The organism is Microcoleus vaginatus FACHB-2002 (assembly GCF_040004035.1).
GTDB lineage: Bacteria > Cyanobacteriota > Cyanobacteriia > Cyanobacteriales > Microcoleaceae > Microcoleus > Microcoleus vaginatus_C.
The window spans coordinates 1-14,509 of record NZ_JAMPLN010000044.1 but is presented as its reverse complement, the minus strand read 5'-3'; the positions used below and the strand labels follow the sequence as shown (position 1 = coordinate 14,509).

At 47.2% G+C, this 14,509-nt stretch carries 11 protein-coding genes and 1 pseudogene; 4 read left to right on the top strand and 8 right to left on the bottom strand.

Annotated features, from left to right (window positions below; genetic code table 11):
* Positions 1 to 92: 92 nt before the first annotated feature.
* Complete coding sequence (locus NDI35_RS25585) at positions 93 to 266, top strand: hypothetical protein (RefSeq protein WP_445315177.1); 174 nt, start codon at positions 93 to 95, stop codon at positions 264 to 266.
* On the opposite strand, the pseudogene NDI35_RS25580 reads toward NDI35_RS25585, so the two are convergent.
* A pseudogene (locus NDI35_RS25580) lies at positions 259 to 1,003 on the bottom strand (IS1 family transposase). The gene NDI35_RS25585 and the pseudogene NDI35_RS25580 sit on opposite strands and share 8 nt — an antisense overlap.
* Between NDI35_RS25580 and NDI35_RS25575 the strand changes: the two are divergent.
* Complete coding sequence (locus NDI35_RS25575; RefSeq protein WP_445315176.1) at positions 983 to 1,762, top strand: NACHT C-terminal helical domain 2-containing protein; 780 nt, start codon at positions 983 to 985, stop codon at positions 1,760 to 1,762. The pseudogene NDI35_RS25580 and the gene NDI35_RS25575 sit on opposite strands and share 21 nt — an antisense overlap.
* Before the next feature lie 168 nt (positions 1,763 to 1,930).
* Here NDI35_RS25575 and NDI35_RS25570 read toward each other — a convergent pair whose 3' ends face one another.
* From NDI35_RS25570 to NDI35_RS25560, 3 genes are all read right to left on the bottom strand, one after another.
* Entirely contained in the window at positions 1,931 to 2,536 is a 606-nt protein-coding gene (locus NDI35_RS25570) for an anti-sigma factor family protein (RefSeq protein WP_445315175.1), read from the bottom strand.
* Positions 2,537 to 2,676: 140 nt separating this feature from the next.
* Positions 2,677 to 3,336, bottom strand: coding sequence for a sigma-70 family RNA polymerase sigma factor (locus tag NDI35_RS25565; protein ID WP_006631278.1), 660 nt, complete (start codon positions 3,334 to 3,336; stop codon positions 2,677 to 2,679).
* Between the two features lie 107 nt (positions 3,337 to 3,443).
* Positions 3,444 to 3,935 (bottom strand): molybdenum cofactor biosynthesis protein MoaE, encoded by a 492-nt coding sequence (locus NDI35_RS25560; protein ID WP_445315174.1) that lies wholly within the window; start codon positions 3,933 to 3,935, stop codon positions 3,444 to 3,446.
* Between the two features lie 637 nt (positions 3,936 to 4,572).
* Here NDI35_RS25560 and NDI35_RS25555 point away from each other — a divergent pair.
* Complete coding sequence (locus NDI35_RS25555) at positions 4,573 to 4,971, top strand: SH3 domain-containing protein (RefSeq protein WP_445315173.1); 399 nt, start codon at positions 4,573 to 4,575, stop codon at positions 4,969 to 4,971.
* A gap of 137 nt (positions 4,972 to 5,108) precedes the next feature.
* Here the strand turns inward: NDI35_RS25555 and NDI35_RS25550 are convergent, their stop codons facing one another.
* On the bottom strand, positions 5,109 to 6,089 hold the full coding sequence (locus NDI35_RS25550; protein ID WP_445315172.1) for an aspartate carbamoyltransferase catalytic subunit: 981 nt from the start codon (positions 6,087 to 6,089) through the stop codon (positions 5,109 to 5,111).
* Positions 6,090 to 6,728: 639 nt separating this feature from the next.
* Between NDI35_RS25550 and NDI35_RS25545 the strand changes: the two genes are divergently transcribed.
* Positions 6,729 to 6,947, top strand: a complete 219-nt coding sequence (locus NDI35_RS25545) for a DUF4327 family protein (protein ID WP_193973492.1) — start codon at positions 6,729 to 6,731, stop codon at positions 6,945 to 6,947.
* A gap of 165 nt (positions 6,948 to 7,112) precedes the next feature.
* Here the strand turns inward: NDI35_RS25545 and NDI35_RS25540 are convergent, their stop codons facing one another.
* The 3 genes from NDI35_RS25540 to NDI35_RS25530 all read right to left on the bottom strand — a co-directional run bounded on the left by NDI35_RS25540 (position 7,113) and on the right by NDI35_RS25530 (position 14,376).
* Positions 7,113 to 8,354 (bottom strand): protein kinase domain-containing protein, encoded by a 1,242-nt coding sequence (locus NDI35_RS25540; RefSeq protein ID WP_445315171.1) that lies wholly within the window; start codon positions 8,352 to 8,354, stop codon positions 7,113 to 7,115.
* 812 nt (positions 8,355 to 9,166) lie between these two features.
* Positions 9,167 to 11,470, bottom strand: a complete 2,304-nt coding sequence (locus tag NDI35_RS25535) for a serine/threonine phosphatase (protein ID WP_445315170.1) — start codon at positions 11,468 to 11,470, stop codon at positions 9,167 to 9,169.
* A 350-nt stretch (positions 11,471 to 11,820) separates the two neighbouring features.
* Positions 11,821 to 14,376, bottom strand: coding sequence for a single-stranded-DNA-specific exonuclease RecJ (locus tag NDI35_RS25530; protein ID WP_445315169.1), 2,556 nt, complete (start codon positions 14,374 to 14,376; stop codon positions 11,821 to 11,823).
* Positions 14,377 to 14,509 lie beyond the last annotated feature (133 nt).

The following is a 14,509-nucleotide window of genomic DNA, read 5'->3' as shown; positions in this document are numbered from 1 at the left end:
TAACAAGGGAAAGAAAAGGGAGCCTGTGATGGGGACAGGCTTCCTAAAGGCAGAAAATTGAGAATTAGCAAAAAACCTCAAATCTGCCTGCCATGAATTGTGAAGCCTTGAGAGAATTTCGTCAACAAGCCTATAAAATGCTAGGTCAAGCCAAAGATGCCACCTTTGAGCTGATGGATGCAGTTATGACCACGCCAAAAGCCACTTCTTTAACAGAGGGTACTGCCCTGAAGGAAAGGATCAAAAAATCAACCGAATTCAAATAAAAGTAGGCATCTGGAGTTGTAAATTATCATTATAATGATGTACAAAACGCCCTCATTGCAGCAATATGATTTTCTGATTTTTTAGAGAAGGCTAAGCTCTTTCTTACCAACCGAGATACTCGTTGTCGAATAGTACAGTTGAAGCGCTCGATATAGCTAGTACAACCACTATCTTTGTCTACACGGCGCCATGACGTTTGCTGGGCAATACAGAATCGTGAGTACTCCAATGGTAGGTATAAATTATTGCACATTGACGGTAAACTGGTGGCATTGAATTCCATAAAGCAAGAGCTGATACTGCACTACGATCTCCAATGTGTACACCAACAATTTCCCTAGTCTGGGCATCCAATGCCAGCCATACCAACTGATGATTTCCTTTATTATCGACTTGCCGACCATAGCTCATCCATCTGAACACTCCAGCGCTTTTTTGGCTTGGCACTCACCTCCACTTGCTTCTTAACAGCAACAGAAGCGGCATTTACGTAGCGCTGTACTGTATCTTCTGACACTTGTAATATCCGAGCATCCCGGCGTGGGAAATACGTTCAAGTAGCATCCGTGACATTAACTCTTCTTGTTCTTTAGTAATAGCTTTTCAGGTCGGATTCAAAACAAATTGACGGCCACATTCTCGACATTTGTAATGAAAGTTTGTGATGCCGAGTTTGACCGTTACGATTGACTGCTTCTGAGCCACAATTAGGACAATGGGGAATTTCTACTGTCATATCACTAATCGTAAACACTTCTCTCTAATAGTAGCTTACTCTATCCTTTCCTTCAGGGCACTACCAGCTGATGAATTGTTACTGTTAATGAAACAAAAAGTTGATGGACTGGTCGCTGACGATGAGCAGTTACAGCAATTCCTACTGTGGGTAAATCAAAAATCCCTTTCTGTTGATTTTCCGTACAAACCTGCAGCAGTGAGATTTTTTTACTTTTCCCTTCTCCCATCCCTTGAGCTTGCTCTTAATCGTAACCCTGAACGTTTCCTTGACCCAGCCCTTTACCTTGCGGTTAAACATACCTTTGACCCTGCTGTTGAATTTACCCTTGACCTTGCCATTTTGCTTGTACTCCACGGTGCTATTGGCCCAGCCCTTAGTCTTGCCCACGACATTCTTCTTGTCCCTCTTGTGGAACCTGAACTGATGCAAGCACTGCAAAAACTTAAGAAAGAACTCCCTCACCCTGATGGTGACAAGGAAATATTTAGGGAATGGTGGCAAGCTAACGGACAAGTTTGGACTAGGGAATTAAGACAAATCATCATTTACTATCGCAATATAGGTCACGATTGGCTGTTCAGCGAACAGCAAAAGTCATTGCTCAGGAAGTATTACGATGCTAATAAATTGTTGGTATATTGCCTCAATAGCGGTTGTAATTTATCTCCTACTGTGCGGCAGGAAATTGAGGGGACATTGCTGTTGCCGATCGCAAATCTGCAAACAATCGGTGACAAGTGCGATCGCCCGCTCTAATTCCACTCGCTACCTACTCCGATATCAAGATGCGATCGCCCCACAATAGGTCATTCCAAGCCAGGAAAGTGTCAAAGGATATATCAACCTTGAAACACTGGGACAAACAGCAAAAAGCTCCCCTTTCTAGGGAGCTTAGCCACTTCAGTTATGTTCAAAACAGAAATTCTACTGCGCCTTTGGCAATGACTTTTGAGGGGTTGCTACATCAACTTTGGGAATATCCATTATCGGTGCATTCACGCCAAGCATCAAATCGTTGGGATTAACAATCTCCACCAGAGGCTCGTTTAAAGCCATAATCAAACCGTCAGATTCAGCAGGAAGGGGCGATCGAGCAAACTGGGGAGCAAACAATTGGCGGCCACCACCGACACCAGACACCACCCCAATCAACAAAGCTGCGATCGCACCTCCACCCAAAATCCAAGTTTGTTTCGGCTTGCGTTCCACCCGCTGCAAAACCTTCGTCGCCAACTCCTCGGCAGATTGTTCGGCAGCAGGCACCGGCATTGCCTGAAAACTCTGCTGCATCATCAGCAGTCGCGAGTACAAACGTTTTGTAGTGGGGTCATTTGTCAGCCAGTCCTCAACTTGCCGACGTTCTGCAGCCGTCACTTCGCCGTCGAGGTAGGCACTCAGCAATTCAAAGCGATCGCGCATCATAGTAGTTACATTCCCCTGGGGATAATTGTTGTTAGCTTGAGTTTCAGCGAGTGAATCCCCGATACCTTGCTGATTCTGATTTTTATCCGATTCAAAGTTATAATTCATATTTCACAATTGCTTTAATTGGGGGAAGGATGCCCTCCCTATTAGAATGATTTACTGCTTATTTATATTTTAAAAGAGAAGTTTTGATGTGACAGCAAACATCACCAAATCTTCTTAACCCGCCTCTGAAATTACTTTTGCTAATTACCATCGAGATATTTTTGCAATTCCAACTGCAATCTTTGGCGAGCTCTAGCAATTCTCGACTTGACAGTTCCCAGAGAAACTCCGGTCATTTCGGCTATTTCCTCATAGGCTAAACCTTCTATTTCCCTTAAAACAATTGTCGTGCGGAATACTTCCGGCAAATCGGCGATCGCCACCCGCAACTGGTCGTAAAATTCTCTAGTCGTCAAATCTTCATCAGGCCCCGGACTGTCGGCCGGAATTTCCCAATCTACCTCGCCATCTTCCAGAGCACGGGGTACGTCCAGCGACAGCGGAGTTCGCACCCGCTTGCGCTTCCGCAACTCATCGTAAAACAAATTAGTGGCGATGCGGCTCAGCCAGCCCCGAAATTTAACAGGCTCTTGCAAACGGTTAATATTGCGGTAGACCCGAATCCACACTTCCTGAGCCAAGTCTGCTCGGTCTTGCCAGTCAGGGGCCAAATGATAGAGTACCCTGTCTACGTGGGACTGATACCGCTTCAACAGTTCTGAAAAGGCAGTGCTCTCAGGTCGATTTCCTTCCTGACAACGCAACACCAAGTCATAATTAGAGAGTTTTTCGGCTGGCAATTGCACTCTTTGAACGGTCGCCACAACCGCAGACCAGGACACGGAAATAAAGTCGCTCATCGGTGGAATTGGCTCATCGAACATTCCACACTTTTTGACGTTAGGAGATCGTAACAAGTTCCCCTCTTCAATCTTAAATATCAAATCTCAAATCTCAAATCGATTGACTAATGCCCGACAACCTCGCACGCTCCAATACTAACCCAACTGCTAGAACCGTCAGCCCAATGTTCCTTTTTCCAAATCGGTACATTGTGTTTGAGCGTATCTATGGCGTACTGGCAAGCTGCAAACGCCTCCCCCCGGTGGGGACAGCCAACAGCCACCAATACGCTGATTTCGCCCACCTGCAAGTGTCCGACGCGGTGGTGAATAGCGACCCGATTGACATCGGCCCACTGGCGGCGGATTTCAGTAGCAATTTGCTGGAATACTCGCACTGCCATCGGTTCGTAGGCTTGATATTCTAGGGAAACTACTGCTTGACCGTCAGTTTGGTTGCGGACTGTACCGCTCATTATTACCACGGCTCCGTTCGCGGGGTCATCTGCCAAAGCGTATATTTCCTCTACAGACAACGGCGCTATGGTAATGGCGAAGCTGTCTGATTCATGGCGTTGAGGAATTGTGCCGATCGAAAGTGCAGCGAAGGAGTTCATTGCGAAAGAAGTGGTGCTGGAGAACTTGATCGATCTTGACACAAATCAAGTCGCGATGGATTTGTCTTGCATCCTTGTCCGGGAAACGGGGTGGCTAATCTTGAGCCACATCTCGTAGCACGGCCGAGGGTCCGAAGCCATCGCCCCGAACTTCTGCACGAGTGCGATCGGCTACAATATGACTCACCACAACCCAATTCATACCGTACTTGAAGACGACCAAAATACTTGTTCGATAAAATTAACTGCCAGTATTGCTGTAGCAACTCAATAAATAAGCACACCCACTAAGTGGTGTCATTCGTAACTCAGTACAAGCAATCTCAAACCCCAAACGATTACTTTCTTCCCTTTTGAATGACACAGTTAAGTTTAATTCTGCCCGGACTTCTGATCCGCGTCGGCAAAATTTTTAGCAGCCGATGTAAACTTTATTTATTTTTTTGTTCCGGAAAGCTACATAAATGACATGATATACCTGTGCAGGGTTCAGGAACATTAGCCAATACTCGGCAAAAGCAAAACCTTAACGCCCTTTTGTGGCTTTTATGAAACATAAGTTAATAATTTGGGCTGTTAATTGAGGTTTTGACCTGAGTCTGTACCAAGAAAGGTTAACAACAATCACGAGGAAACTATGGAAGCACTAGCATTGAGCCACTCTTTTGTTGCTTATGAATCTCCAGAGTCCGAACTCCAAGTCAAGTCGTTAGACCAACTGGGCTTGAAAATTCCTAATTCGGCATGGATAGGCGTTGCAGGTATGGCAGTAGCCCTATCTGTTCTGAGTGTCGGTGGCGAAGCCCAGGCCGCTTGCTACTCCCGCTGCGGCAAGAAAAGCCATCACGGCCATCACAGCTACGCCAAAGTTGTCACGAATGGCAGCCGACTGAATATCCGCAACCGCCCCGATAGCTGTTCTCATGTAATCGGCAAGTTATATTATGGAGACCACGTAAAATTGACCGGTCGTTACAAACACGGCTGGGCCCAACTGAAAGGTGGTGGCTGGGTGTCTGCGTCCTGGCTTTCCTAACTCTTAACTAGAGCACTTTACATTTCTAGAAAGAGTTTTAATCGTTACCCGGCAATACTGGGTAACGATTATTTTAAAGAGGCGATGGAAATTGAAAATAATCAAATATCCAAAATTCAAGACTAACAACTAACAGCCTAAACTTTACCGCCGCCGATGAGATAAAGTAATGCCATTCGCACCGCCACGCCGCTGGTAACTTGCTGAGAAATCAGGCTAAACTGGGCATCGTCCATCAAATCCGAACTAATTTCCACGCCGCGGTTAACTGGGCCTGGGTGCAACACCTTCACATCAGGCTTGCAGAGTTTGAGCCGATCGCGCGTAATCCCGTACAAAGAATGGTACTCTCGTAAACTCGGCAGCAAATGGTCGCTCATCCGTTCCTTTTGCAGTCGCAAAGTCATCACAAAATCAGCATCGGCCAAAGCAGGTTCAAGCTGCCAATGCAAAAATAACTTACCTTCCCTACCATCGCCACACTCAGCAAACAACAGCGGTAGCAAAGTTGGCGGCCCAGCCAAATGAACCTCTGCCCCAGAAGCCGTTAAACTCCAAATATTAGACCTAGCCACCCGCGAATGCAAAATATCCCCCACCACAGCAATTTTTTTGCCCGCTAAAAGTTCCAGCCGCGGACTTTCGGTATCTAACAGAGCACAAATAGTAAATAAGTCTAGCAAACCTTGCGATGGGTGTTCGTGCTGGCCGTCTCCAGCATTGAGAACGCTGACTCTCGAACCCAAGCGATCCATTTCCGAAGCAATCGTGCTGGGAACTCCAGCTTGTTCGTGCCGGATCACCATCAAATCCGTTCCCATCGCCAGATAAGTCTTAGCCGTATCCAGAATAGTCTCCCCCTTCGTCAGAGAAGAACTTCCCGGCGTAAAATTTAGCGTATCCGCCGACAGCCGCTTCGCCGCCAACTCAAAACTATTGCGAGTCCGGGTAGAAGGTTCAAAAAACAAATTCGCGACCACTTGACCCTGCAGGGCCGGCACTTTCTTCGTGCGGCGGCCGAGCACCTCCCGAAAACTGGCTGCTGTTTGCAGCACCGTATCGTATTCGTCCGAGGTAAAATCAGCCAGAGTGAGAATGTGTCGCCTTGTCCAAGTCATACAATTTTAGATTTTAGATTTTAGATTTTAGATTGACTCAATCAGGACGGACGATGGGTTGGGAACTTGTTTGTACGCCCGCCCTGCTGTCGCCTTTGAATGTTCGATCGACATTTAGGGGTGGCGATCAACAGTATCCAACAATTTTTGATCGCTTTTGCGGTGAGTAGAGCTATAATCAGTTTATGTAGTTCACATCCCACTCTCACAGCGAACCCAGCGTCGAAGGTGAAACAGGTGTGGTTTACCCGCAGGAAAGCGGAAATTACGCTGTAGCAGCGAAAGCGCAGTAGTTGCAGTTTCTCCTACGCAAACTCAGCCTTTTCAAGAACAAGCCGAACGCAGCCCTTGCATCTACTACTATGTGGAAACAATTGAGGCGGCAAACCTTCCACTGCCGATCGACAGCATACAGTGCGACATTTCACAGATGATTAATTCTTTGAAGTCGGTCTTGACTATTCAGTCTTACTTATAGGGCCTTGTCAAAACGAACAGTGTTGAGATACAAGTTGAATATGTAGCTTCCCGACTAAAATCTACACGTATCTTGGCTAGACTGTTCTTGGCGAAACTGCGATAAAGAGTGTGCGCTGGGAAGTGGTAATTACACAAGATTTAAACAATTCAAGAGGTATTATGAGCCAGAAGGTGATACAGCCGATGGTTAAGTTCCAGCGTCAGGTGCATTCTCTCGTCACGTCTGACATTATCAAACCGACAGACAGTATTTGGAAAATTGCTCTGCTTTACGGCGACGAATGGCCGTACTGGAAACAGCAATTGCTAGAGTTTGATTTTTCTATGCAAGACCCCGTGAGCGAGTTGATAGCTGTAGAAGCTTGGGACGAAGAATAACAGAGAAGACGGAGGACTGGGGTGTCGGAGAGAAATTTCTAGGCGATCGGGTAAATTTTCTTTCATAAATTTCCGTTGCTAGCTTCTTCCCTCTTCCCTCTTCCCTTTGCCCTCTTCCTAATGACTGGTGACTTTTGATTTGTGACTTTTGACTTTTGACTTCTATTAAACCGAAGCTGCTAAAGCTCGAGCTAATTGTTGAGCAGTTTGAAAGCGATCCCCAGGCTTAGCTGCCGTGGTTCGCAAAATGGTCTCCCGCAGTTTGGGGGCGATCGTCGGAATATTTTCGAGCTTAAACCCATAACCTCCAGCTATTTTCCCGTAAAAGTTTTGAGGGCTTTGGGCCGTCAGCAAAAAAATCAAAGTAGGCCCAATAGCATATAAATCCGACTGAGGGAGAGGTTGTCCCCGGTCTTGTTCTGGTGCGGTGTAGCCTTCAACGCCGATGCGAGTCCCTGGAGGAGTGCCGATTTCTTTAACAGCACCAAAATCCAGCACTGTAATGCAATTGTCGCGGTGGCGCACCAGCAAATTAGCAGGTTTAATATCCCGGTGGACGATCGGGGGTTTTTGAGAGTGAATGTAGTCCAAAACCTCACAGGTTTGGATCATCCACTCTATTGCTTGTTGGGGAGCAACAGGCCCGCGGTTGTAGATGCGTTTTTCTAAATCCTCGCCGTGGAGCATTTCCATCACCAAGTATTTTTTGCCGCCTTCCACAAAAAAGTCAAAAAACTGAGGAATTCCCGGATGGTGGAGGGCCTTGAGAGTTTTAGCTTCACGTTCAAACAGTTCTTGAGCTTTGACTATTTGAGCCATATCAGCATTCATTTCCTTGAGGACTACCAGAGAAGCTGCGGGGGAACTTCCGGGTTGTTGAGCTTTCGCTTTATCTCGATCCCAGGCTAAAGTCGTTGTTCCCATACCGCCTTGGCCCAAAGTTCTCAGCACTTGGTAGTGACGGACTGTGCGATCGACTTTAATCGGTTCGCCGCAGTGGATGCAGAATAAATTCCCCGGCGGGTTTCCCGCGTGGGTACACCTCGGTGCCACGAGATTGACGGTGGGGTTCGCCTCAATTTTGCCACCGACTTCAATAGTAACCACTTGGAAATGCAGAATTGGGCCGCCCCGCGCCAACTGGATCAGGGCACCGTCGGATATCCAACCCTGAGACATGAGAATACCGTTCACCAAAGTGCCATTTGTCCCGGAATTGACTAAGTACCACTGGCTGGATCTCCCGCTATTAACTCTTTGCAATTCCAGATGCTGCCGTGACACTAGAGCATTGGGGATCACAACGTGATTTTCAGGAGAGCGGCCGATGCGAATAATGGATTCGCTCTCGAAACTCCACTGTTGCAGGGGGGTCTGTTTGTCTGGATCTAAAAGAGTCAGCAGCATTTTCGATTGATGTGGTTGAACTCCCTGATGTGGCAGTGAGAGTTGGCGGAAATTTACAGATTAGGGGCGTAGGGCTTTGAAAAATTAGAAATTAAAAATTAATTATGAGCTTTACAGGTGAGTTTCACTAAACCTTTATAATATCCTGATTGTGATTAAATATTGCATAAAGCATGAATTTATAAATAGTTTTTTGGGAACAATTATTCATAAAATTGGTGAGGGGTCGATGGCTCCTTAAAACACAGCCGATCAATTTAACAATTGCAACAACAAAAACTAAGTAAACAATCGCTAAACTTTTACGTAAATTTGATGTAGCAGCAGATTGTGATGTCAGCCCCACATATATGTAGGGCTGACACTTCCCACCTATGCCCACCTTGCCACGATAGCGATCAAGTATAAAACAGATTTTGCATCAGCCCGCCTGCTGAATCACTTCATTTTAGTTAATTTTTTTTCATTATACTAACTATTTTTGTAAGTAAAAGCTCTTTCAACTATGATGAATCCACTTACTATCAAGCCACTTTTTCCGGTAGATTCCCGGAAGAAAATCTAAAAATTAAAGCTACGGATAAATGGTTGGTACTTCACAGTTTTTTTGCAATCGTATGGGTCTGTAATCATTTTTTGAACACTCAAACCGAAGCTGTTTTAACACCGGATACCTAGAAAACAGAGCGAGCAGTAAAACGTTGCCCGGAAATGGCAGAATCTGTTTTTTTTCTCTGCAACAGTTGCAGGTTTAACCCATGCCGTCACAGGGGGAATGTGCCACCTTTGAAAAAGTTGGCAGCATCCAAATTCTAAAATCGAAATGCGCCTACCTGCGCCCGAATGATAATTGCCGTGATATTGTCGTGACCGTTGCGTTTATTACCCAGTTCAATCAACTGGGCAACTCCCTGGTCGAGATCGGCTTGGGCATTGAATAGGGGTTCGAGAGTGTTCTGCCAGTGAGTTTCCAACAAATCATTATCTGTCAGGCCATCGGAAGCCAAAATTAATAAGGTATCTTCGCACAAGTCTAAAAACTGCACGTCAGGCTTGAGAAAATTACTGTCTCGCGGGCCGAGGGCTTGAGTTAGTTGATAGGCGTCGGGACGGGCATAAGCAGTTTCCGGGTCAACCCCGCGCTTAATTTCGCGCTGACCTACTTCGTGGTCGGAGGTGATTTTTTCTAGGGTTTGTCCCTTTCTCAGTCGGTAGAGGCGGCTGTCGCCGACGTGGGCAACGGCGAATTGGGTGTCTTGAACTAAGACTGCGACTAGAGTTGTACCCATGCGGGCGCTGCCGGAGCGTCCGTCCTTTTGATTGATTTCAAAGATGGCTTTGTTGGCTAGCAGGACTCCCTCGCGGATGGTGTCTGCCGGAGGTAGTTGATTTTCCCAACGGGTTTGAAAGAATTCTCTGAGAGTTTCAGCCGCTAGTTGACTGGCTACTTCTCCGCTGTCGTGTCCGCCCATGCCGTCGCAGAGAATGTAAAGCCCTTTGGTTTGAAAAATGCGACCGAAGGAACTTTCGAGTTTGTTTAGCTGAGTCCAGATGCTGAAGAAGTCTTCGTTGTGGTCGCGCGTGCGGCCAACATCGGTGAGGCCTGCGTCTTCTAAGCTGTAAATCTGGAGTGGCATGGGCTGGGTTAAGACCTCGCCAACGTCCGGGGGCGACTCGTCGGGGCCGCGGAAAGGCCTGCGCGTCGGGGTTGAGCTTGGTGAAGGTGCGGGTTGGAGTTCGAGGGGAACTGTTTCTAGGCGCGATCGCAATTCTTCGATTGTGTTAATCTCGCCTCTGTACATTTGTTGCAGCAGTTCGAGCAAGGCGCCAAACTGAGTGCGACTATCGGACTGGCTAAATATCACCTGCCACAGTTGCCCCAAATCTACCAGTTGCAGGTTGGAGCCGGCGGGTTCGGGATAGAGGTATTGCAGTCGCAAAGAAGCCAAGGAAAAGGAAGAGTCGGGGTTGACTCGCAAATTTGTCAGTTCCAACAAGCTTTGCCGACAGCGCCAGGGTTCTAGGGCAGCCCAGAGTTCTGTCATTTCGTGCAGCCAGTATAAAATTTGCTGGGTGGAAGTTTCGGGTTGACTCCAGCGTTCTACCAGCAGCGGCCATTGGGAGCAGTCTTCTAGCAGCAGGACTGCCTGTTCGTTGTCTGACCAGCTATCGTGAATGACTGGCAGGTTTTGAGAGAATTGCCACCGGAGTGCCAGATAAGGTTCAGCTATGCCTTGGCAAAGCTCTGCTAAGGCGGGATTGGTTGAATTTTCTCCGCCTTTGATTGCTGCGGTATAGGGGGATGTTCGTCTGGCGACGCTGGCAGAGTTGGCTGCTAGCATGGCTTTGAGGGGTGACATTTCCAGCGGCTGACAGTCCAATACTGTTACTGCTACTGTGTCTGAGCGTTTTCTCGGCGGCACAGTTTCTAGGAGTTGGTAGCGCTGCTGAGTGTCTAAATAAGCTCCGGCTGGCTGGGAAGGGATTAAATATTCTGAATTGGGGACGGGGACTTCTGGAGATGGAGGGGAGGTGTCAGCTATGTTTGGGCTGTGGGGGTTCTCGGTTGCTTCCTGGATTTGTTTAGGCTGTGGTGCGGTTGTAAAATTCTGTTGAGATGGGGTTATTTCGCGCTCTGGTGCTGTAGTAGAGCATTTTTCTGTTGTTTGAAAGGATGCTGGTGCGATCGCCCCCACCGCTACCACAGCGTCTATTTCTGGGCTGATTAATTCGGCGACTTCGGTCAGTGGAGAAGTTGATTCGACTGCTGTTGGGGGTTCGGCTGGGGTGGTAATTTCTGTTTTAATGGCGTCTGTGATTGGTTCAGCAGAGTTTTGGGGCGATGTAGTTTGTGGAACGATGTCTGGTTTTTGGGGAAACTCGGCTGGAGGTAGGGTTGACTCGTCTGGTTCGACTGCTGGAAAATTCGATCGACCGCAGATAATGGCCCGCCACACTTGACCTGTTGTGACGCCGCAATTCTGACATTCTTTGGCGCTAAAAGCGACTTGGGCACCGCATTCGTGGCAAGGTTTGTAAATTAGGGAATTTCCGCATTGTTGACAAAACTTGTTTGGATTGGGATTTTCAAATTGGCAGCGGGGACAGAGAAGCATAGGGGTTTAAAATTGGAGATGGGCGATCGAGTTTGGCGGTGGGGAGTTTTGGGTTTTGGGCTGTGAGTTAGGAGTTATGAGTTTTGGGCCTGACTCGCAACGGATAACTCGCATTGCCCTATGCCTTATTTTATCGGGATGAATTCAGAACTAAGATATTTCTTAGAACTGAGATGTTGCCGCCGTGTCAGGAATAGACCTCTTAAGCCAGACCCACAAAAATTTCTCTCGCTTCAGGGTCCAAAAGCCAGCCCCACCAGTGGTAACAGCGCGTGTAACCCATAAGCAAAGTTATCTCATGAGTGGAACGGGCCGGAGAGTCCGTTCTTAACAATGGTGCAATATCTCAGTTAGAAGGGAATTGCTGTAGAATCTTCTTGGAAAACGGTTTCTCGCGCGATCGACACAATGGTGGACAGGGGTACTTCACAGAAATATTTCCGCCGGAATTGTTCTTCGGAGACTGCTGCTAGGAATTGCGCTGCAAAACGCGCGGCGATGGGGGAATTTGGCATGGAGGATGGGAGGGATTGACTATCTAATAAGGATTTGGGGATTTGATCAGGCGCGTCTTGCTGCTGTGCGGTTTCGGGTTGTCTGGTGATGTGGAAAGCTCGATCGCGATAATTGATTTTGAAACCGAGATATGTTAGGGTTTTGAACCCTAGTTGCAGCGATGTGTCACTGATGCCGAGTTTTTGGCGGAGTTGCTGTCTGGTGACGGGTTTGTTGGTGCGGCTGAGGTATTTGGCGATGCCGATTAGCTGTTGGCAGATTTGCTGTGGGGGTACGAGTGGAGGTAATGTGTAGGCGATCGCGAGTTTTTTCTGAGTGTGCTGTGCTTGGCGAAACCATATCCGCAGTTCGTCCCAGCTTGCGGGGCATTCTTTGAGGACGATCGAGTTTTCGCGATCGACCTTTTCGGAATGGTAAACTAGATTGTCGATCGGCATTTGAGATTCTAAGTTTGTGCTGGCTGCTAACAACTCTTCATCATTATTTGTATTGCGCCAGTCTACGATCCAATCTATTTTAGTCAGCGAATTGATTTGGTTCTCTTCCGTGCGTTCCCGCACTGCTACGAGACGCACTTCATACCGCGATTTGTAAGTATTAAAATCGAGTTCGACGGTGACATCGCAGCGGCCTTGGGGAACTTCGTTTTGATTGTGTCCCCACCAAATGCCGGGAAATCCCGTATCGGTAGATTCGTCCCTAATTATAAATTCTGTTTTGATATATTCTACTTTTTGCCCTTTCAAATCCTTAATTTTTTGATTCCACAGATTGTCAAACCAGCAGTTTTCAATCAGCAATTTGGGTGCGGGGTTGCCCATGCCGCACGGTTCGAGCAATTTTAGTTCTTGAAATAAGTCCTTGCCTAATTCGGAGACAGTAATTTTTAGGTCGGCTTGAACGGGGGCGGCTGTTAAACTCTCGGTGCTGTATTGTTGTCGCAGTTGCTGATTTACCGCATCGGTAAATAGGGGGATATTTTCAACGGGGAGACTCAATCCGGCGGCGAAGGGATGACCGCCAAATCTGTGCAATAAATGCGCTTGGTCTTTGACTAATTGGTAAAGGTCGATTTGATTGGCGGAACGCGCCGAACCCCTGGCAATTTTGGATGGGAAAAGTGTTTGTGCTTGTGAATCTAAGAAAGAGGTAAATTGCGTTTCCGGGGTATTTTCGTTAATTTCTTCGCTTCCTTCTGTGCTGAATAAAATCACGGGGCGGCCGTATTCTTGGGCGATTTGTCCCGCTACTAATCCTAATACTCCTACAGGCCATTGCGGGTCGCTGAGGACGATGACGCTAGTAGTTGAGAGGTCGAGTTTGGCTAATTTATTGGCGGCATCTTTGGCAACATCTTTTTGTAAAGATTTACGTCTGCTGTTGGCAATTTCGGTTAAATTTGCTAGTTCTTCGCAGCGTTTTTTGTCGCGGCTGGTGAGGAGTTCTACGCAGAAGCTGGCGTCACCTTGAATGCGGCTGACGGCGTTGATTCGGGGGCCGAGTCCGAAGGAAATGTCGGTTGGGCGATCGCCCGATCTTTTGCACAGTTCGAGCAATTTTGCAACTCCTGGGCGGGTGGGATTTGTGAGTTGTTTTTGCAGTTGTTCGATTCCGAGTTGTGCTAGGTAGCGGCAGTCTCCTGTGAGTTGGACTAAATCGGCAATTAAGCCGATCGCTACTAATTCTAATAAATCTGCGATCGGGCGCTGCGGAATATCCGGTAATGTGTGATATAATGCTTCAATTAATTTGTAAGCGACTCCCACTCCTGAAAGGTTAAATAGTTGGTGGTTTGGGGGAAAGTAGCGGGGATTGATAATGGCTGTAGCTGGCGGGCGCTCTTCCGGTAATGTATGATGGTCGGTGACAATTGTATCGATGTTTAAGCTAGTCGCATATTCGATTTCGGCGATGTTTGTACTGCCGGTATCGCAGGTAATAATTAACCTAATTCCCGATTTTGCTAAAGCGTCTATTCCCGGAACATTGAGTCCGTGAGATTCGGTTAAGCGGTTGGGAATGTAATAAATTAGTTGGTCTTTTTGAGCAAAAAATTCTCCCAGTCCGTCCCAAAGTACCGAGGTTGAGGTAATGCCGTCGGCGTCGAAATCTCCCCAAATTGCGACTTTTTCGCCGCTGTTTCGTGCTTGCTGGATTCTTTCTATCGCCCAGTTCATTTCTAGCCCGAACTCAAAGGGACTTGCTGGTTGGTAAAGTTGGGGATTTAAAAAACCGGGTATTTGTTCGGGGTTTTGAATTCCTCTATACCAGAGAAGTGTGGCGGCATAGTTTCCGGGGAGTTCTGGTGCATGGTTTCTGACAGCTTGAATTAGCCAAGCTGGGGGCGGGGATAGAGGTTGAGTTGGCAAATTTTGAAGTAGTTCTGTCATAAGTTATTTCATTAATTCCTGTAGATACTGTCTTGAACTGTCAAGGGGTCGCGAGTAAATAATTTGGGTCGAAAGGCTTTTGGGATTTTAAAATCCCAAAAGCCAAATGCACCAGTTTCCTCATCAGCGCACC

Excerpts from the sequence above, each read along its gene's own strand:
- NDI35_RS25585 (WP_445315177.1), top strand. The coding sequence starts at position 93 with ATGAATTGTGAAGCCTTGAGAGAATTTCGTCAACAAGCCTATAAAATG.
- NDI35_RS25575 (WP_445315176.1), top strand. The coding sequence starts at position 983 with ATGGGGAATTTCTACTGTCATATCACTAATCGTAAACACTTCTCTCTA.
- NDI35_RS25570 (WP_445315175.1), bottom strand. The coding sequence starts at position 2,536 with ATGAATTATAACTTTGAATCGGATAAAAATCAGAATCAGCAAGGTATC.
- NDI35_RS25565 (WP_006631278.1), bottom strand. The coding sequence starts at position 3,336 with ATGAGCGACTTTATTTCCGTGTCCTGGTCTGCGGTTGTGGCGACCGTT.
- NDI35_RS25560 (WP_445315174.1), bottom strand. The coding sequence starts at position 3,935 with ATGAACTCCTTCGCTGCACTTTCGATCGGCACAATTCCTCAACGCCAT.
- NDI35_RS25555 (WP_445315173.1), top strand. The coding sequence starts at position 4,573 with ATGGAAGCACTAGCATTGAGCCACTCTTTTGTTGCTTATGAATCTCCA.
- NDI35_RS25550 (WP_445315172.1), bottom strand. The coding sequence starts at position 6,089 with ATGACTTGGACAAGGCGACACATTCTCACTCTGGCTGATTTTACCTCG.
- NDI35_RS25545 (WP_193973492.1), top strand. The coding sequence starts at position 6,729 with ATGAGCCAGAAGGTGATACAGCCGATGGTTAAGTTCCAGCGTCAGGTG.
- NDI35_RS25540 (WP_445315171.1), bottom strand. The coding sequence starts at position 8,354 with ATGCTGCTGACTCTTTTAGATCCAGACAAACAGACCCCCCTGCAACAG.
- NDI35_RS25535 (WP_445315170.1), bottom strand. The coding sequence starts at position 11,470 with ATGCTTCTCTGTCCCCGCTGCCAATTTGAAAATCCCAATCCAAACAAG.
- NDI35_RS25530 (WP_445315169.1), bottom strand. The coding sequence starts at position 14,376 with ATGACAGAACTACTTCAAAATTTGCCAACTCAACCTCTATCCCCGCCC.